The organism is Chitinophaga chungangae, from assembly GCF_017742215.1.
Lineage (GTDB): Bacteria > Bacteroidota > Bacteroidia > Chitinophagales > Chitinophagaceae > Chitinophaga > Chitinophaga chungangae.
Map to the genome: position 1 here is coordinate 336,501 of NZ_JAGHKP010000002.1, position 16,856 is coordinate 353,356.

A 16,856-nucleotide genomic window follows, 5' to 3' on the forward strand; every position below is an offset into this window, starting at 1 on the left:
CAGCATGATTCACCCGCTCACATACATTCATCCGGACGCCAAAGTTGCGCCCAACGTAAAGATCGATCCGTTCACCGTTATTCATAAAAATGTCGAAATAGGCGAAGGCACCTGGATCGGTTCCAACGTGACCGTGATGGAAGGGGCACGCATCGGCAAAAACTGCCGCATCTTCCCCGGCGCCGTTATCGCCGCCATCCCGCAGGACCTTAAGTTCGAAGGGGAAGATACTACCGTCGAGATCGGCAACAACACCACCATCCGCGAATACGTCACCGTGAACAGGGGCACCAAAGACCGCTGGAAAACCTCCATCGGCAACAACTGCCTCATCATGGCCTACAGCCATATTGCGCACGACTGCACCGTGGGCAATTACTGCGTTTTTTCCAACAACACCACCCTCGCGGGCCACATCACCGTGGGCGATCACGTAGTGCTGGCCGGAATGGTAGCCGTTCAGCAGTTCTGCAAGATCGGCAACCACGCCTTCGTAACCGGCGGCTCGCTGGTGCGGAAAGACGTACCTCCCTACGTGAAAGCGGCCAGAGAACCCCTCTCCTATGTGGGCGTAAACTCCATCGGTCTCAAACGCCGCGGTTTTTCGCTGGACAAGATCAACCACATCCTGGACATTTACCGGATACTTTTCGTAAAAGGCAACAATATTTCCAAGGCCATCCGCATCATTGAAGCCGAATTCCCGGCCACGGACGAAAGGGACGAAATACTCTCCTTTATCCGCGATTCCGGCCGCGGCATCATGAGAGGGTACAGCACCAGGGCGAATGACGATCTCGCTTAACCAGGTAGGCAAGCGGTTCAACTACGACTGGGTTTTCCGTCGTTTTACCTATACATTTTCCGGTACGGGCCATTACGCCATTCTCGGGCCGAACGGGTCCGGCAAATCCACTTTGCTGCAGATCGTAAGCGGCCATCATCACCACAGCGAAGGAGAGTTGCAATACCTCTTCAACGACCAGGTGCTTCCACAGGACCGGTTCTTCCGCCATTGCGCCATTGTAGCCCCTTACCTGGAGCTGGTGGAAGAATTTACCCTGCAGGAATGTTTCGATTTCCATCTCCATTTCAAATCTTTCCTGCCCGGCTATACCGGCCGAGATATTGCGGGCCTCGTCGGGCTCGACAAAGCCTGGCATAAACAGGTGCGCAATTTTTCCTCCGGGATGAAACAGCGCGCCCGCCTCGCCCTGGCCATTTTCTCCGATGTACCGGTGCTGCTCCTCGACGAGCCTTGCACCAACCTGGATGCCCCCGGCATTGCGCTGTACCAGCAGCTCGTACGCGACCACTGCGGCAACCGGCTCGTGATCGTAAGCTCTAACGACGAAGCGGAATACGGATTTTGCAGGGAACGTATACAGATCAGCGATTATAAGTAGTACATTTATTCATTCATGTGAATACTAAAAATTCCCTATGAGCATTCCAAACAAAAAAGTAGTGAATGGCTGGGCCATGTACGACTGGGCCAATTCAGTGTATAACCTCGTTATCACTACCACGTTTTTCCCTATTTTTTACCTCGGCGTTACCCGCAGCAAATTCGGTGGCGACGATGTGGAATTTCTCGGCGGCACCCTGAAAAACTCCGTGCTGTACGACTACGTGCTTTCCGCCGCCTATCTCATTATCGCGATCAGTCTTCCCATTCTCTCTTCCATCGCGGACACGAGGGGCAATAAAAAGAATTTCCTCCGTTTCTTCTGTTACACGGGCGCGCTTGCATGCTCTTCCCTGTTTCTTTTCCCGAACCTGCCGCTGGAATTGTCCATGCTTTCCGTGATGCTGGCGGCCATTGGTTTCTGGGGCGGACTTGTGTTTTATAATTCTTATCTCCCCGAAATCGCCGCGCCCGAATACCAGGACCGCGTGAGCGCACGCGGGTTTTCCTTCGGTTACCTCGGCAGCGTGCTGATGCAGCTGATCGGTTTTGCACTGGTAACACTTCACGGCGCGCTCGGCGTGAGCGAAGGAATGGCCGTGCAGATCACTTTCCTGCTCGTAGGCATCTGGTGGTTCGGTTTCGCGCAGGTCACCTTTAAACGCCTTCCCGCCTCTAAACCCGCCATCAGCGATCATACCGGCAGCGTGTTCAAAGACGGGTTCGTGGAGCTGAAAAAAGTGTACGCACAGGTAAGGGTGATGCCGGTGCTGAAACGTTTCCTCCGCGCGTTTTTCTTTTACAGCATGGGCGTACAGACCGTGATGATGGTGGCCGTTATTTTCGCTTCCGTGGAACTGAAAATGGAATCCACCAACCTTATCATCTGCGTGGTGCTGATCCAATTGGTGGCTATCGTTGGCGCCTGGGGAATGGCGCGGCTTTCCGGCCGCTTCGGCAACTTTAAAGTGCTGATCGCCACCGTGCTGCTGTGGATCGGCGTGTGCATCAACGCGTATTATATCACCACCGAAACGCAGTTTTACATCCTGGCCATGGCCGTGGGCCTGGTAATGGGCGGCATCCAGTCGCTGAGCCGCTCCACTTACGCCAAACTGATCCCCGAAACACGGGACACGGCTTCTTTTTTCTCCTATTACGACGTTACCGAAAAAATGGCGATCGCCATCGGCGTGTTCAGCTTCGGTTACATCGAGCATATGACCAACAATATGCGCACTTCCGTGCTCGTATTGATCGGATTTTTCACGATCGGCCTCATCTGGCTTTTTTCTGCTTTGCAGAAACAACGTAGATTAGCAAACGGAAAACCGCAGGCGCCCGCGTTCGAAAACCGGGCATAACCGCCACGGCAAATTTGAACAGATGCAACTACACACCATCAACACCGGCCTTTTTAAACTGGACGGCGGCGCCATGTTCGGCGTAGTGCCCAAATCTATCTGGCAGAAACTGAACCCGCCCGACGAAAACAACCTGTGCACCTGGGCCATGCGCTGCCTGCTGCTCGAAGACAATAACCGCCTCATCCTGATCGATAACGGCATCGGCAATAAACAGGACGATAAGTTCTTCAGTCATTATTACCTCCATGGCGACGATACGCTCGACAAATCGCTGAAAAACCTCGGCTATCACCGCGATGATATCACCGACGTATTCCTCACCCACCTGCATTTCGACCATTGCGGCGGCAGCATCGAGCGGCAGGGCGACAAACTCCTGCCCGCTTTCAGAAACGCCACTTACTGGAGCAACGAAGCGCACTGGAAATGGGCCACCAATCCCAACGACCGCGAAAAAGCCTCTTTCCTGAAAGAAAATATCCTGCCCATCCAGCAAAGCGGGCAGCTGAAATTCGTGGAGCAGAAAGACGGTGTAGCGTTTACCGATCACATGCGCGTGCGTTTCGCTTTCGGTCATACCGACGCCATGATGTTGCCCGAGATCCGTTACAACGGTCGTACCCTGGTATACATGGCCGACCTGCTGCCCTCCGCCGGGCACATCCCGCTGCCTTACGTGATGGCTTACGATATGTTCCCGCTCACCACCCTCGAGGAAAAGAAACGTTTTCTCATGGAGGCCAACGAGCGGCAATATGTGCTGTATTTCGAGCATGACCCGAACCTCGAATGCTGCACGCTGCAAAGCACCGAAAAAGGCATCCGGATGAAAGAATCGTTTCCCTTAAACGCATTGTAATTTATTCACCCATAAAACATTTAACCATGCAGCAATCATTCTTACGTATTCTGCCCGTAGCCGTGGCCATGGCCCTCGCAGCCTGCGGCGGCAACACAACGGCGAGCAAAGCCGCCCTCGCCGATTCCCTCGAAATAGATTCCCTTTCCGCCGTGGTGATGGGCATTCACGACGAAGGCATGGCCCAAACGATGGCCATCCGCAGGCTGAAAACCCGCGTGGAGGAAGTGAAAGACAGTCTTGCCGCCAAAAAGGCCGACACAGCCGCCTACGCCACCGCCGGCCGTTTGCTGGACAGCGCCAATGCCGCGATGGATGCCTGGATGCATGGCTACGACATGGAACTGAAAGACAAGACGGCCGCCGAGAAAAAAGCCTATCTCGAAGCCGAAAAAAAGAAGATCTCCGATGTGCACGACCTGATGGCAAGCTCCATCAAAGGCGCTAAAACATTGCTGAAAGAAGAATAGTTCCCTATATTGATCTACTGAAAATCTATCCACATGGCTAACCAGGAAGCATTTCTCGAATACATCAAAAACGGCTATACGTTCAAAGGCGAACATTTTAAATTGGGCTGCGCCATGCTGAACGGTGAAGTGATAACGGGCGCGGACGTGTTCCTCCCGCTCAAAACCCTCAACCGTCATGGTTTGATCGCCGGCGCCACCGGTACCGGCAAAACCAAAACCCTGCAGGTGATCGCCGAAGGGCTCAGCGACGCCAGCGTGCCCGTGATGCTGATGGACATCAAGGGAGACCTTAGCGGCATTGCCGCAGCGGGTGCTTCCAACGCGAAGATAGAGGAACGGTATGCGAAGATCGGCGGCACATGGTCGCCCGCGGCCTACCCGGTGGAGCTGCTGAGCCTCAGCCACGAAAAAGGCGTGCGCCTCCGGGCCACCGTTACGGAGTTCGGCCCCGTGCTGCTTTCCAAAATACTGGAGCTGAACGATACGCAGGCCGGCCTGGTAGCCATGATCTTCAAATACTGCGACGACAACAAACTGCCGCTGCTCGACCTGAAAGACTTCAAAAAAGTATTGCAGTACGTGAGCGACGAAGGAAAAAAGGAACTGGAAAAAGATTACGGCAAAATATCCACCACTTCCACCGGCACCATTCTCCGCAAAGTGATCGAGCTGGAACAGCAGGGTGGCACGGTGTTCTTCGGCGAAAAATCGTTCGAGGTAGACGACCTGATGCATATCGGCGACGACGGGCGTGGGAAAATTTCCATCGTGCGCGTAACGGACATACAAGACCGCCCGAAACTCTTTTCCACCTTCATGCTCAGCCTGCTGGCCGAACTGTACGCCACGCTGCCGGAAGAAGGCGATATGGACAAACCGAAACTGGTGATGTTCATCGACGAGGCGCACCTGATCTTCCAGGAAGCCAGCGACGCGCTGCTGCAGCAGATCGAGACCATCATCAAACTGATCCGTTCCAAAGGCGTGGGCATCTTTTTCTGCACGCAAAACCCGATGGACGTGCCAGCTTCCGTGCTGGGACAACTGGGCCTGAAAGTACAGCACGCTTTACGCGCGTTCACGGCCAACGACCGCAAGGCCATCAAACAAACGGCGGAAAACTATCCCCTCTCCGATTTCTACAAAACAGACGAGCTGCTCACGCAGATCGGCATCGGGGAAGCGCTGGTGACCTGCCTCAGCGAAAAAGGCACACCTACCCCGCTCGCCGCCACCATGCTCACCAGCCCCCGTTCCAGGATGGACGTGCTCACCGATGCGGAACTGGAAGCGCTGGTAAACGATTCCAAACTCGTCAAAAAATATAACACCGAGGTAGACAGCCAAAGCGCTTACGAGATCCTCACCGCCAAGCTGGAAGAAGCGGCGGAACGCACCAAAGCCGAAGAAGAGGAAGCACCCGCCAAAAAAGGAAGGGCGAAGGAAGAAAAAGGCCTCCTGGAAACGATCATGACCAGCTCCGCGGCAAGACAGGCCGGCCGAACCGCCGCTAACATGATCACGCGCAGCCTGCTGGGCGCGCTGGGCCTTGGCGGGAAAAGCAGAAAGAAAAGCAGCTGGTTTTAATCACAGCTTTTCGATAACGAAGGAAATCCGAAAAAATAATTCAAGATATGTCAGCACCGATCAAAACAGGTTTATGTTCCTACGGCCACAGCGGCTACGCTTTCCATGCGCCGTTCATTCACGTGCACCCGGGCTTTGAGCTTACCGCCGTAGTGGAACGCAGCAAACATCTTACGCAGCAGCGTTACCCGTACGTAAAAATATACCCGGACGTACAGTCATTGTTCAAAGACCCGAACCTTGAACTGATCGTGGTGAACACCCCGAACTACACGCATTACGAATACGCAAAAGCCGCGCTGATGGCGGGGAAGAACGTGATCGTGGAGAAACCTTTCACCGTTACTTCCGCCGAAGGCGAAGAGCTGATTCAGCTTGCCGCTTCGAAAAAGCTGCTGCTGAGCGTGTACCAGAACCGCCGTTACGACAGCGACTACAAGATCGTCCGGAAAGTGGTGAACGACGGGCTGCTGGGCGACATCCTGGAAGTGGAATTTCACTACGACCGTTTCAAGGAAGAGCTGAGCTACAAAGCGCATAAAGAAGTAGCGCAGCCGGGAACGGGCTGCCTGTACGACCTCGGCTCGCACCTCATCGACCAGGCGCTCACCATTTTCGGCATGCCCAAAGCCGTGTTCGGCGATGTGCGCATCATCCGCAAAGGTTCCGTGGTAGACGATTATTTCGAAATGCTGATGTATTACGACACCCTGCGCGTGCGCCTCAAATCCAGCTACCTGGTGCGTGAAGCGCTTCCCGCCTACATCCTGCACGGCCGCAAAGGTTCTTTCATCAAATCGAAGTCAGACATCCAGGAAGCCCTGCTCATGAAAGGCGTGCTGCCCGATACGCCGGATTGGGGCGCTGAAGCGCCCAACGAATGGGGATTATTGCATACGGAGATCGACGGCAAAACCGTAAAAGAATACCTGCCCGGCGGCAACGGCAACTACCTGGACTATTACCAGGGCATTTACGCTGCGCTGCGCGAAAACAAACCCAACCCCGTAACGCCGGAAGACGGGCTGAATGTTGTAAAAGTAATTGAAGCTGTTTTCAAAAGCAGCGAAGAGGGCCGCGTGATCAACCTTTAACGGCGGAGAGCATGCCGTCTGCGTCACGCAGCACGATACCTTCTGCGATCAGGAACTGCAGGGTGGCCAACACCCTGCTTTCCTCCGCATCTACACGGTCTACCAGCGCCTGCACGGTTCCTTTCTCCCGCAGGGCTTCCACGATAACCGCAGCCAGTTCGCCAAACTCTCCCGGTTTGATTTCTCTTTTCGATTTTTTCACGCATACGTCGCAAACGCCGCAGGGCTGCGCGTTTTGCTCTCCAAAATAGGCCACCAGCTGCTGCGTGCGGCAGGTATTGCTGTTGCGCGCGTAGGCGGCAATGGCCGCGATGCGCCTTTCCATCACTTTTTTCCGCGCCTCCACCCGCGCCATATTTACCTGCAGGAACTGCGCGCTGACGCGTTCTTCGAGGAAATTCAGCTGCGGATTGTCTTTACGCGGGTAATACCGGATGATCGCCTGCCGGTGCAATAGCTGAAGGTCGTGGATCACGTCCTGCTCGTCTATCCGCATCAGCCGCGCCACCTGTTTTTCGAATATGGGCACCGGGTTTTCGAGGATGCCTTCGTAAGTGCGCAACAGTGTTTTGATGAGGGGCTCCATGGAAGGATTGGCCGTTTCATATTCGTCCATTCTTTCGCGGCCGGTCACGAATTCCACTTTCGAAGGGAGGTATACGCTTTCGCTGAGCTGCCAGACGCCCTCCTGTTCCAGGATGCGCAGCACGCTGAGCGCGGTGGTGATATTGAGCGAAAAACGTTTTACAAATTCATTGATGTCGAAGTCGTAATACACGCCTTCCGTGCCTTTAGGCACCTGCAAAAAATTGACCACCGCCTGGAACACTTCGCGGATCTCGTCCAGCGACGGGAACTGCAGCGGGATGCGGGCTTCCATTTCGGAGATGTCCCGTTCGGAATACAACATTACGGCATAAGCTTTCTGTTCGTCGCGGCCCGCGCGGCCTGCTTCCTGGTAATATGCTTCGATGCTTTCGGGCGGCGCGTCGTGGATCACGAGGCGCACGTCCGGTTTGTCGATACCCATGCCGAAGGCATTGGTGCATACCATCACGCGGATGTCGTTTTTGATCCAGGCTTCCTGGCGGGCGGAACGTTCGGCGCCGGAAAGGCCCGCGTGGTAATAACTTGCGGTGATGCCGCGGGCGGACAAATGGCCGGCCACTTCTTTCGTTTGCCGCCGGTTGCGGCAATACACGATGGCGGCGCCAGGCACACGGTCCAGGATCTGCTGGATGCGGGTGAGTTTGTTTTCGCCTTCAGACACGCTGTAGGAAAGATTCGCCCGCGCAAAACTTTTTACGAACACGGCGGGGTTGCGAAGGTTGAGCTTTGCGCAGATGTCTTCCTTCACTTTTGGCGTGGCGGTGGCCGTGAGCGCGAGTACGGGCGCGTCGGGGAATTGTTCGCGGATGGATGCGACCTGCAGGTAGGCCGGCCTGAAATCGTAGCCCCATTGGGAGATACAGTGCGCTTCGTCTACCGCGATCAGTTTCACCGGCAGCACTTCGCAATACCAGAGAAAACGGCGGCTTTGCAGTCTTTCCGGGGACACGTACAGGAATTTGATCTCCCCTTCGCGCGCCAGCGCCAGCACTTTTTCCACGTCGCGGGCCTGCATGCCGGCGTAAATGGCGAAGGCCGGGATGCCGCGTTTGTTAAGGTTTTCCACCTGGTCTTTCATCAGCGCGATCAGCGGTGTAACTACAAGGCAAAGCCCGTCGTTCATCATGGCCGGCACCTGGAAACAGATGGATTTTCCGCCGCCGGTCGGCAACAGCGCCAACGTATCCCGGCCGCCGGCAACGGACGCAACGATCTCGTCCTGCAAAGGCCTGAACTGCTGGTAACCCCAGAAGCGATGTAATATGGAAAGCGCGGAAACCATTTCGTTTAATGTTTCTGTAAATAGGGTAACGACCAGCCTTTTTTCAGCGCGGTGAGCCGGATGCCGATCACCAGCAGGATACTCGCGATCATGTTCCAGTCGCCGTCTACCCCGAGATGCCGCAGCCCGATGTACAAAGCTGCGCCCGCAAGACAGGCCGTGGCGTAGATCTGCCGGCTGAAGATGAGCGGGATCTCGTTCACCATCATGTCCCTTATCACCCCGCCGAAAATGGCGGAGATCATGCCGAGGATCACCGCTGCCCAGGGATGCACGCCGTAAAGCAGCGCTTTCTGCAAACCGATGACGGTATAAAAACCGATGCCCACCGTATCGAAGAAAAAGATGGAACGACGGAAACGCAGCAGCCGCGCGCGGAATAAAATGGTGATCAGTACGCCTGTGCCGATGGCGATGATGTAATTACCGTCTCCCACCCACACCGGGCGTACACCCAGGATGAGGTCGCGCATAGTGCCGCCGCCGATGGAAGTAACGAAGGCGGTGAAGCTCACGCCAAAAATATCGTGGTACATTTTTTTGTCCCAGGCCGCGAGAGCGCCAGACATGGCGAAAACGCAGGTACCGAAAAGGTCTAGCCAGTATATCATTCAGTCAACCGGTTATGATATACGAATTAACGACAAATTTTAATGGCTTACGTTTTTGAAGCGGAGACGAACGGAATTAATCGCCAGCACCACGTCCGAAAGCCCCATCACGAGCGCGCCCACGATCGGGTTAAGAAAACCCAGCGCCGCGACGGGAATGGCCACCACGTTGTAGATGAACGCCCAGAAAAGGTTCTGTTTGATGGTGAGGTAAGTATGTTTGCCGAGGCCCATCGCCAGCGGCAGCGCGCCGAGGTGATTGTTGAGCAGGATCACGTTTGCGCTTTGCATGGCCACCTGCGTGGAATCGCTGAGCGATATGCCGATGGTGGCTTTTGCCAGCGCGGGCGCGTCGTTGATGCCGTCTCCCACCATGGCGGTGGGCGCGTGCTGCATCAGCTGGTCGATCTTTTGCAGTTTTTGCTGCGGTGATTGTTCGGCGAACACCTCATCGATACCCAGCTCTCCCGCCAGCTGTTCGCATTTGCGCCGCATGTCGCCGCTGAGAAGAATGGTGCGGATGCCGTTCTGTTTCAGTTCGGCGATCACTTTTTGGGCTTCGGGCCGCAGCTCGTCGATAAAATCGATCCAGCCGGCGAGCATACCGTTGCGCAGCAGGTAGATGCTATGTGTATCGTCTGTGGTCGCCTCTTTCGCCATGATGTAAGATCCCAGCCTCCATTCGTTGCCTTCTTTGTCTTTAGCCGCCATGCCGGTGCCTTTATGTTCGCGCACCTGCTGCAACGGGGTTTCCGGAACGCCTTTCCAGGCGGTGGCCAGCGAGCGGGCAATGGGGTGGGAAGAATATTTTTCGAGGCTGTACACCAGCGAGCGGAAGGTTTCGTTTTCCATCCCGATGGCTTTCCATTCCCCGATCTGCAATTTGCCCGTGGTAAGCGTGCCCGTTTTGTCGAACACGATCTGGCGGATATTGCGGAAAGATTCCAGCGTATTGGCGCCTTTGATGAGGATGCCGTTGCGCGCGGCGCGGCCCAGGCCCACCATCACGGCTGCGGGCGTGGCAAGGCCCATCGCGCAGGGGCAGGCGATCACCAGCACGGCTACACTGCGCATGATGGCAACGTCCAGCGGGGTGCCGCCGATAAAATACCAGCCCAGGAAAGTAAGCAGGGCGATGCCCAGCACCACGGGCACGAAAATACCGCTGATCCTGTCCGCCAGTTTTTGCATGGGCGGTTTGTTGTGCTGGGCCTGTTTTACCAGTTCGATGATGTAAGACAGCACCGTGTCTTTCCCCGTGGCCGTTATGTACATTTTGATACTGCCGTTGTCCAGAAGCGTGCCGCCGATCACTTTTTCCTTTTCATTTTTTGACACCGGCTCGCTTTCACCGGTGATCATCGATTCGTTCACATGGCCGCTGCCCCAGTAAATAGTGCCATCCATGGGGATCTTGTCTCCGGTGTTGACCAGTACCCGGTCGCCTACACGCAGCGCGCTGTTGTCTACCTCGTCGATATGTTCTTCCCCTTTTTCGTTCACATGTATCTTTTTTGCTGCCGTATGCTGCATTTTGGCAAGCTCGGCAATAGCGGTGGTCGTGGATTTGACGGACCTTTCCTCCAGGAGGTTGCCCAAAAACACCAGGGTGAGAATGGCGGCGGCGGTTTCATAAAAAAGATAATCCGCACCCATGTTCATCAGCGTACCGGTAAGGCTGTACAGGAATGCGGCGGTGGCGCCCAGGGTAACGAGCACGTCCATGTTCGCCATCCCGTTCTTCAGCGACCGGAAGGCGCTACGGCCGAAATGCAGCATGCCGGCGATGTATACCGGCAGGGTAAGCGCCAATTGCACCCAGGCATTGTGCAGCCAGTGCCAGTTCACCCACATATGCAGCAGCAAAGGCGCCGTGAATACGAGGCAGAACCAGAACTTAAACGTAAGGGTGGTATAAAAAGGCTTCGTGGCGCCGCCCTGGTCGGGGAGCACAACTTCATAGCCCAGGCTGTTGATACCGTTGATGATCTCCCCGGCGTTGGCGCCCTGGGGAACGTTAAAGCGCAATTCCTCCGTGGCTACGCTGATGGCCACATCTTCCATGCCTTTTTTCTCGAGGTATTTGGAAATGGTAAGGGCGCAGCTGGAGCAGTTCATCCCTTTTACCTTGCAACTGATCGTTTCCATCGCTTATCTGATTATTCGGGGGGTTAACCGGATGCAGTGCAAAATTACCACATACGGCCTTTGAAAAGGAGTGATTTTATTGCAACGGCGGTGCTTTTTACGGCCCGGGGCGGAACGTTTCCGGCTATGGGAGCGGCTTACGGGGAAGGGGAACTATTATTGCAACACCCGTGCTTTTTCGGTGAGGCGCAGCGGGATAATGGGAGGGAATTGCTAATTTTATGGCTTATACCAGGGATACAGCGTATGAGGATCACATTTTCACATGCGGAGCTGCCGGAAACCGCCCGCCAATTTTGGGAAACTTATGCCAGCGAGCAGGTCTTTGCGATGAATGGCGAAATGGGCGTGGGAAAAACCACTTTCGTAAAAGCGCTCTGCTCCGCCAAAGGCGTGGAAGATTCCACCGCCAGCCCCACTTTTTCCATTATCAACGAATACCGGTATACGGACGCGCGGAACCGGGAAAAACTCATCTACCACCTGGACCTTTACCGTCTCAAAAGCCTGGAAGAAGCGATAGAAGCAGGCGTGGAAGACTGTCTGTACCATCCGGACGCCATCTGTTTCGTGGAATGGCCCGATGTGGTGGCGCCGTTGCTGCCGCAGGACACGGTGTATGTATACCTGTCCGTAACGGCGGACCAGCGCAGGAAACTCGTCGCCGGATCGGCCGACCCGGGGGAATTTACGCCGTCGCTGCAATAATAAATGTATCTTTGGAAGCACCTAACACACTCAATTTTCTACGATTATGGAGCCAAGGCAAAAAACTGTCGTGAGTGCCGGATTTACATATTCCCCTTTGGAAGAAACGCTGGACATACCCCTGAAAAACTCGAGGTTGTTCATTGGTATCCCCAAAGAAACTTCCTTCCAGGAAAGCCGCATTGCGTTAACGCCCGATGCCGTCAGCATTCTCAGCAACAACGGCCATCACATAGTCGTAGAGCATAAAGCCGGCGACGGTTCCCACTTCTACGATACGGATTATTCCGAAGCCGGTGCGGAGATCGTGTACGATAAAAAGGAGGTATTCAAAGCCGACATCATCGTAAAATCAGCCCCGCTTAATGACGAAGAGATAGAACTGCTGCACCCTCACCAGATCGTTATCTCGCCCATTCATTTGTCCGTGTTGAAGGCCGAACAGCTGCAGAAGATGATGGACAAACGCATCACGCTGCTGTCTTTCGAGAACCTGAAAGACGATTCCGGCACATATCCCATCGTGCGGGCCATGAGCGAAATAGCGGGCGGCGCGGTGATGCTCATTGCCGGGCAGTATCTCAGCAATTCGAACAAGGGCAAAGGCATCCTGCTGGGCGGCGTTACGGGCATCCCTCCCACCAAGGTGGTGATCATCGGCGCGGGCATCGTGGGGGAATTCGCGGCGCGTACGGCGCTGGCGCTGGGCTCGTCCGTAAAAGTGTTCGACAACAACATCTACAAGCTCAAAAGGCTGCAGAACAATATCGGCGTACGTGTATTCACTTCCGTTATCCAGCCTAAAGTGCTGGCGGAGCAGCTGCGGAATGCAGACGTTGCGGTGGGCGCCCTTTCCTCGCAAAGCGGCAGAACCCCCATTGTAGTGTCGGAAAGCATGGTGAGCAATATGAAAGCCGGCTCGGTGATCGTAGACGTAAGCATCGACCGCGGCGGCTGTTTCGAAACTTCCGAGGTAACCACCCACGAAAACCCCGTTTTCAAAAAATACGACGTGATCCATTACTGCGTGCCCAACATCCCTTCGGGTTTCGCCGGCACTGCGTCGCAGGCCATCAGCAACGTCTTAATGCCCCTCCTGCTGGAAGCGGCCGACGACGGCGGTTTCGAGAACCTGGTATGGATCAAACGCGGCGTGCGCAACGGTATTTACCTTTATAAAGGCGCGCTCACCAATTATCATCTCAGCGAAAAATTCAAATTGAAGTACACCGATCTGGAGTTGTTGCTGGCGGTGAAGGGGTAGCCCGTCAGGACGGTTTTTTTCCTCGTCGTTGGTACAATCAAAACAACGTATACCTCACCAGCAATTGCAGGCTCATCACATGGGAGTTCAACGCCAGGAACGGGCTGATGTTATGCGGGAACGTATATCGCAATTCCGCGTGCAGTTTTTCATAACGCACACCCACGCCTGTCAGCACCGGGAGAAAAAATTCCCTGCCGCCGTCCAGCGCTTTTTCGGGCTCCGGCGTAAAAGAACTGTTCTCAACGATCCTTCTCAGTTCGTCTTTACCACCGATCGAGATCGCGCCGGCCACGCCAACGTTGGCGTAGGGCCGCAGCTTGCCTTTCGGGTAAGTGTATTTTACCAGCGTTTGTATTTGTATGTATTGCAGGTCGATGTCGGCTTCGTAATGGAGACCGCTGCGCATGAACGAGGATGACATGGGGCGGCTCGTGTACACCACCTCGTTGTTCCATGAAAATTTCTGGCGGTTGCGGGAAATCGGGATGTCCAGAAAAATGCCGGCCACGGGTGAAAATGTCGGGTCGTATTTGCCCCTGGCAAGCGGATGATCGCCGGTGAACCGGATGAAGTTCATGCTGCCGCCCGCCATCACGCCGAAGGTAGCTTTCGTTTGCCGGTCTTCCTTGCGAAGCGTCACCTGTTCGCCCGGGTACCGGCAGGTAACATACTGTTGCAGTATTTTCCGGATATCCTTTTCAGAATAATCCAGCCGCAGTACTTTTTGCTGCGCCACACATTTCCCGGCGATGTTCGCCAGTTGCTGCCGGTAGAAATAATGCGTCATCAGTTTGCTGTAGTCCGGGGAATCCTGGTCGTGAACATACACCACCTTTTTCACGAGCTGGGTAACGCTGTCTTTCTCCACCACGGCGAAATGCTCGCGGCTGTTACGGTCCGCGTACACCAGGAGTTTCACGGGGCCGTTCATGAGCACGCGGAAAAAAAACGCGCCGGAAACCCAATCCCTTTCCCGGGAATCGGAAAGAACGTCTACGGTTTCTTTTGTAACGTCCATCCTGGCGTTGATGGAAAGATAACTTTCTTCGTTCTCCGCTACGCGGAAACCTTTGATATCTTCGGGTTTATAAGTCTTTTCGGCGCCGCCGCCGTCGCGGAAAACGATCTGCAGCGGGCTTTTATCCCACTTGCGGTAATCGATCAGGCCGCGGGCGCTGTCTCCGTTCGGGAACGTAACGGTACCGGGAATGAAATTTTGCTGGGCGGAAAGGGATAACGTTGCCACCAAACAGGCACAGGTAAGGTACAGGAATCGCATGTATTAATTTTTTCCGTTTTTATGCTTCCATCCGGTAGCCCATAAAAAAGGCCGCCAGGATGATGATACCAACGACAATACGGTAGTAACCCCACATTTTGAAGCCGAACTTCTGCAAAGCGCCGATAAAGAACTTGATAGCGAGCATCGCCACGATAAACGCCACGATGTTGCCGATCGCCAGCAGTTTGAGATTTTCGCCGGAGCTGAGGAGAAGATCGCGGTGCTTTAACAGTTTGTAACCGGTGGCGGCGGCCATGGTGGGCACCGCCAGGAAAAAGGAAAATTCGGCCGCGGCATGACGGGTCAGCTTCTGCTGCATGCCGCCGATTATGGTGGCGGCGCTGCGGCTTACGCCGGGCACCAGCGCGAGGCACTGGAACAGGCCGATGCGGATCGCTTTGAAATAGTCCATTCCTTCATCAGAGGTGATAGTGGGAGAATTGAACCATTTGTCTACATACAGCAATACGATACCGCCGAGCAGCAGCGTGGCGCCAACGACTTCCGGTTTTTCCAGCAGGCTGTCTATCTGGTCCCCGAGCAGATAGCCGAGAATGAGCGCGGGCAGTACGCCCAGGAACAGTTTCAGGTAAAACTGGGGTTTGCTGAAATTGAAGAATTTTTTCCAGTACAGCACCACTACCGCGAGGATCGCGCCCAGCTGGATGCATACCTCGAAGAGTTTGGTAAATTCGTCTTTATTGATCCCCATCAGGCTGCTGGCTATGATCATGTGGCCGGTGGACGAAACGGGGATGAATTCTGTCAGTCCTTCTACAATCGCAATGATAATCGCTTCTAAAGTGCTCATGGTGCTGAAAAAATAACAAAAGCGATGAGGTGATCATCGCTGTATGAGAAATGTTTTCCGTTCCGGGTTATTGTTTGGGTTTGCGCATGATGGCGTATACTTCCACGGCGAGGCCGAGCAGTATCACGATGGGTGCCAGGGTAATGCGGCGGAAGCTGTAAACTTCATCGGGCGAAAAGCGGCTTGGATCGTCGCTGTTGCCGCCCATCATCAGCAAAAAGCCGATCACGATCAGCGCAACGCCGGCCAGCATCAGCTGGTAATTGGATTTTCCGAAGAGGCTTTGTTGTTCGCCCTGTTTAATTTCTTTAGCCATTATCGTAAGTTAACTTTTGATCAATATAAATCGTCCAGTTTCAGTTTCAGGTACTTCATCACCGCGCGGTGCGTGCTCAGCAGGGAGATCACGATGCCGATGGCGATAAGCCCGAGAAACAGCAGGCCCGTCATCCAATAATCGCGCATGCCTTTCAGTTCCGGCAGGGCCGATTCAGCCGTGTACATCAGGGCGATGAGGCCTGCGATGGCCAGTACTGCGCTGATGGCGCCGTTGATGATGCTGCGCATATCGAAGGGTTTGGCGATGAACCAGCGGGTGGCTCCCACCATTTGCATGGTTTTTATCAGGAAGCGGTTGCTGTACATTGCCAGGCGGATAGTATTGTCTATGAGGAAAAGCACGACGATCGCCATGACAATGCTGATCACGAGCAGCACCATCCCGATCTTCTGCGCCTTGTCCAGCACCTGGGTGACCAGGGTTTTCGGGTAATTCAGCTCACGAACGGCCACCCTGTTCTTGATATGATCTTCGATCATCTTCAGGCTGTCCGGATGTACGTAACGTTCGTACAGGGTGATGTCGATACTTGCGTCCAGCGGGTTGTAGCCCAGGATGGCGAAATTCTCTTCCGGGTTTTCCTTTTTGAAACGTTCGGCGGCCATGTCTTTCGACACGTATTCGATCTGTTTCACGAAGGGCAGAACGGCCAGTGAATCTTTCAGCAGGATGGCCTGCTGGTCTTTCACGGTTTCGCGCAGAAACACCTGTAACTCAATGCTTTCCTTGAAATAACGGCTAAGGTTCCGGGCATTGATCATAAAAAGGCCGAGTACGCCGAGCAATATCAATACCAGTGTAACACCAATGATTGAATAGATATACGACGGCTTCGATTTCTTTGCTGATGATTTCCCTGATTGAGCCATTCCTCTTTAGTTTATGGGCGAAAATAATAAAAATTAGGAGTTATGTTTACATTTGCCATCCCAAACGGTATTTTAACATTTTTTATTATGTAAAAATGGGGCCGGTTGGAAAATGCCGTGCAAAACATTAAATTACTTATA

The 16,856-nt window shown here is 54.3% G+C and carries 16 protein-coding genes; 9 read left to right on the forward strand and 7 right to left on the reverse strand.

Features of this window, described 5'->3' with window-relative positions:
- The first annotated feature begins 4 nt into the window (after positions 1 to 4).
- Genes lpxA through J7I43_RS09415 form a run of 7 tightly spaced genes read left to right on the forward strand, consistent with a single transcriptional unit; the run spans position 5 to position 6,788 of the window.
- On the forward strand, positions 5 to 805 hold the full coding sequence (gene lpxA, locus J7I43_RS09385; RefSeq protein WP_209145412.1) for an acyl-ACP--UDP-N-acetylglucosamine O-acyltransferase: 801 nt from the start codon (positions 5 to 7) through the stop codon (positions 803 to 805).
- Positions 789 to 1,406: an ABC transporter ATP-binding protein gene (locus J7I43_RS09390; protein WP_209145413.1), complete on the forward strand. Its 618-nt coding sequence runs from the start codon at positions 789 to 791 to the stop codon at positions 1,404 to 1,406. The genes lpxA and J7I43_RS09390 overlap by 17 nt, the downstream gene beginning before the upstream one ends.
- A 37-nt stretch (positions 1,407 to 1,443) precedes the next feature.
- Positions 1,444 to 2,772 (forward strand): MFS transporter, encoded by a 1,329-nt coding sequence (locus J7I43_RS09395; RefSeq protein ID WP_209145414.1) that lies wholly within the window; start codon positions 1,444 to 1,446, stop codon positions 2,770 to 2,772.
- Between the two features lie 22 nt (positions 2,773 to 2,794).
- Positions 2,795 to 3,634: an MBL fold metallo-hydrolase gene (locus J7I43_RS09400; RefSeq protein ID WP_209145415.1), complete on the forward strand. Its 840-nt coding sequence runs from the start codon at positions 2,795 to 2,797 to the stop codon at positions 3,632 to 3,634.
- 26 nt (positions 3,635 to 3,660) lie between these two features.
- Positions 3,661 to 4,104, forward strand: a complete 444-nt coding sequence (locus tag J7I43_RS09405; protein ID WP_209145416.1) for a hypothetical protein — start codon at positions 3,661 to 3,663, stop codon at positions 4,102 to 4,104.
- A 33-nt stretch (positions 4,105 to 4,137) separates the two neighbouring features.
- A complete protein-coding gene (locus J7I43_RS09410) occupies positions 4,138 to 5,694 on the forward strand; it encodes a helicase HerA-like domain-containing protein (protein WP_209145417.1) in 1,557 nt (518 codons plus the stop codon).
- Positions 5,695 to 5,741: 47 nt separating this feature from the next.
- A complete protein-coding gene (locus tag J7I43_RS09415; RefSeq protein ID WP_209145418.1) occupies positions 5,742 to 6,788 on the forward strand; it encodes a Gfo/Idh/MocA family oxidoreductase in 1,047 nt (348 codons plus the stop codon).
- Here J7I43_RS09415 and J7I43_RS09420 read toward each other — a convergent pair.
- Genes J7I43_RS09420 through J7I43_RS09430 form a run of 3 tightly spaced genes read right to left on the reverse strand, consistent with a single transcriptional unit; the run spans position 6,778 to position 11,438 of the window.
- On the reverse strand, positions 6,778 to 8,679 hold the full coding sequence (locus tag J7I43_RS09420) for a RecQ family ATP-dependent DNA helicase (RefSeq protein WP_209145419.1): 1,902 nt from the start codon (positions 8,677 to 8,679) through the stop codon (positions 6,778 to 6,780). The genes J7I43_RS09415 and J7I43_RS09420 overlap by 11 nt on opposite strands.
- 5 nt (positions 8,680 to 8,684) lie before the next feature.
- On the reverse strand, positions 8,685 to 9,290 hold the full coding sequence (locus tag J7I43_RS09425) for a trimeric intracellular cation channel family protein (protein WP_209145420.1): 606 nt from the start codon (positions 9,288 to 9,290) through the stop codon (positions 8,685 to 8,687).
- Between the two features lie 39 nt (positions 9,291 to 9,329).
- A complete protein-coding gene (locus J7I43_RS09430; RefSeq protein ID WP_209145421.1) occupies positions 9,330 to 11,438 on the reverse strand; it encodes a heavy metal translocating P-type ATPase in 2,109 nt (702 codons plus the stop codon).
- 246 nt (positions 11,439 to 11,684) lie between these two features.
- Between J7I43_RS09430 and tsaE the strand changes: the two genes are divergently transcribed.
- Together tsaE and J7I43_RS09440 are read left to right on the forward strand one after the other, a co-directional pair.
- Entirely contained in the window at positions 11,685 to 12,146 is a 462-nt protein-coding gene (gene tsaE / locus J7I43_RS09435) for a tRNA (adenosine(37)-N6)-threonylcarbamoyltransferase complex ATPase subunit type 1 TsaE (protein WP_209145422.1), read from the forward strand.
- 46 nt (positions 12,147 to 12,192) lie between these two features.
- On the forward strand, positions 12,193 to 13,410 hold the full coding sequence (locus J7I43_RS09440; RefSeq protein WP_209145423.1) for an alanine dehydrogenase: 1,218 nt from the start codon (positions 12,193 to 12,195) through the stop codon (positions 13,408 to 13,410).
- Between the two features lie 37 nt (positions 13,411 to 13,447).
- On the opposite strand, the gene J7I43_RS09445 is transcribed toward J7I43_RS09440, so the two are convergent.
- From J7I43_RS09445 to J7I43_RS09460, 4 genes are all read right to left on the reverse strand, one after another.
- On the reverse strand, positions 13,448 to 14,692 hold the full coding sequence (locus tag J7I43_RS09445; RefSeq protein WP_209145424.1) for an outer membrane beta-barrel protein: 1,245 nt from the start codon (positions 14,690 to 14,692) through the stop codon (positions 13,448 to 13,450).
- A 19-nt stretch (positions 14,693 to 14,711) separates the two neighbouring features.
- The gene (locus J7I43_RS09450) at positions 14,712 to 15,506 is read right to left on the reverse strand and encodes an undecaprenyl-diphosphate phosphatase (RefSeq protein WP_209145425.1); all 795 of its coding nucleotides are present in this window, start codon (positions 15,504 to 15,506) and stop codon (positions 14,712 to 14,714) included.
- 67 nt (positions 15,507 to 15,573) lie between these two features.
- Positions 15,574 to 15,822 (reverse strand): DUF3098 domain-containing protein, encoded by a 249-nt coding sequence (locus tag J7I43_RS09455; RefSeq protein ID WP_209145426.1) that lies wholly within the window; start codon positions 15,820 to 15,822, stop codon positions 15,574 to 15,576.
- A 20-nt stretch (positions 15,823 to 15,842) separates the two neighbouring features.
- Positions 15,843 to 16,715: a cell division protein FtsX gene (locus J7I43_RS09460; protein WP_209145427.1), complete on the reverse strand. Its 873-nt coding sequence runs from the start codon at positions 16,713 to 16,715 to the stop codon at positions 15,843 to 15,845.
- Between the last annotated feature and the right edge of the window lie 141 nt (positions 16,716 to 16,856).

What these genes read in the sequence shown, in the direction of transcription:
- lpxA (WP_209145412.1), top strand. Translation starts at nt 5, where the DNA reads ATGATTCACCCGCTCACATACATTCATCCGGACGCCAAAGTTGCGCCC.
- J7I43_RS09390 (WP_209145413.1), top strand. Translation starts at nt 789, where the DNA reads ATGACGATCTCGCTTAACCAGGTAGGCAAGCGGTTCAACTACGACTGG.
- J7I43_RS09395 (WP_209145414.1), top strand. Translation starts at nt 1,444, where the DNA reads ATGAGCATTCCAAACAAAAAAGTAGTGAATGGCTGGGCCATGTACGAC.
- J7I43_RS09400 (WP_209145415.1), top strand. Translation starts at nt 2,795, where the DNA reads ATGCAACTACACACCATCAACACCGGCCTTTTTAAACTGGACGGCGGC.
- J7I43_RS09405 (WP_209145416.1), top strand. Translation starts at nt 3,661, where the DNA reads ATGCAGCAATCATTCTTACGTATTCTGCCCGTAGCCGTGGCCATGGCC.
- J7I43_RS09410 (WP_209145417.1), top strand. Translation starts at nt 4,138, where the DNA reads ATGGCTAACCAGGAAGCATTTCTCGAATACATCAAAAACGGCTATACG.
- J7I43_RS09415 (WP_209145418.1), top strand. Translation starts at nt 5,742, where the DNA reads ATGTCAGCACCGATCAAAACAGGTTTATGTTCCTACGGCCACAGCGGC.
- J7I43_RS09420 (WP_209145419.1), bottom strand. Translation starts at nt 8,679, where the DNA reads ATGGTTTCCGCGCTTTCCATATTACATCGCTTCTGGGGTTACCAGCAG.
- J7I43_RS09425 (WP_209145420.1), bottom strand. Translation starts at nt 9,290, where the DNA reads ATGATATACTGGCTAGACCTTTTCGGTACCTGCGTTTTCGCCATGTCT.
- J7I43_RS09430 (WP_209145421.1), bottom strand. Translation starts at nt 11,438, where the DNA reads ATGGAAACGATCAGTTGCAAGGTAAAAGGGATGAACTGCTCCAGCTGC.
- tsaE (WP_209145422.1), top strand. Translation starts at nt 11,685, where the DNA reads ATGAGGATCACATTTTCACATGCGGAGCTGCCGGAAACCGCCCGCCAA.
- J7I43_RS09440 (WP_209145423.1), top strand. Translation starts at nt 12,193, where the DNA reads ATGGAGCCAAGGCAAAAAACTGTCGTGAGTGCCGGATTTACATATTCC.
- J7I43_RS09445 (WP_209145424.1), bottom strand. Translation starts at nt 14,692, where the DNA reads ATGCGATTCCTGTACCTTACCTGTGCCTGTTTGGTGGCAACGTTATCC.
- J7I43_RS09450 (WP_209145425.1), bottom strand. Translation starts at nt 15,506, where the DNA reads ATGAGCACTTTAGAAGCGATTATCATTGCGATTGTAGAAGGACTGACA.
- J7I43_RS09455 (WP_209145426.1), bottom strand. Translation starts at nt 15,822, where the DNA reads ATGGCTAAAGAAATTAAACAGGGCGAACAACAAAGCCTCTTCGGAAAA.
- J7I43_RS09460 (WP_209145427.1), bottom strand. Translation starts at nt 16,715, where the DNA reads ATGGCTCAATCAGGGAAATCATCAGCAAAGAAATCGAAGCCGTCGTAT.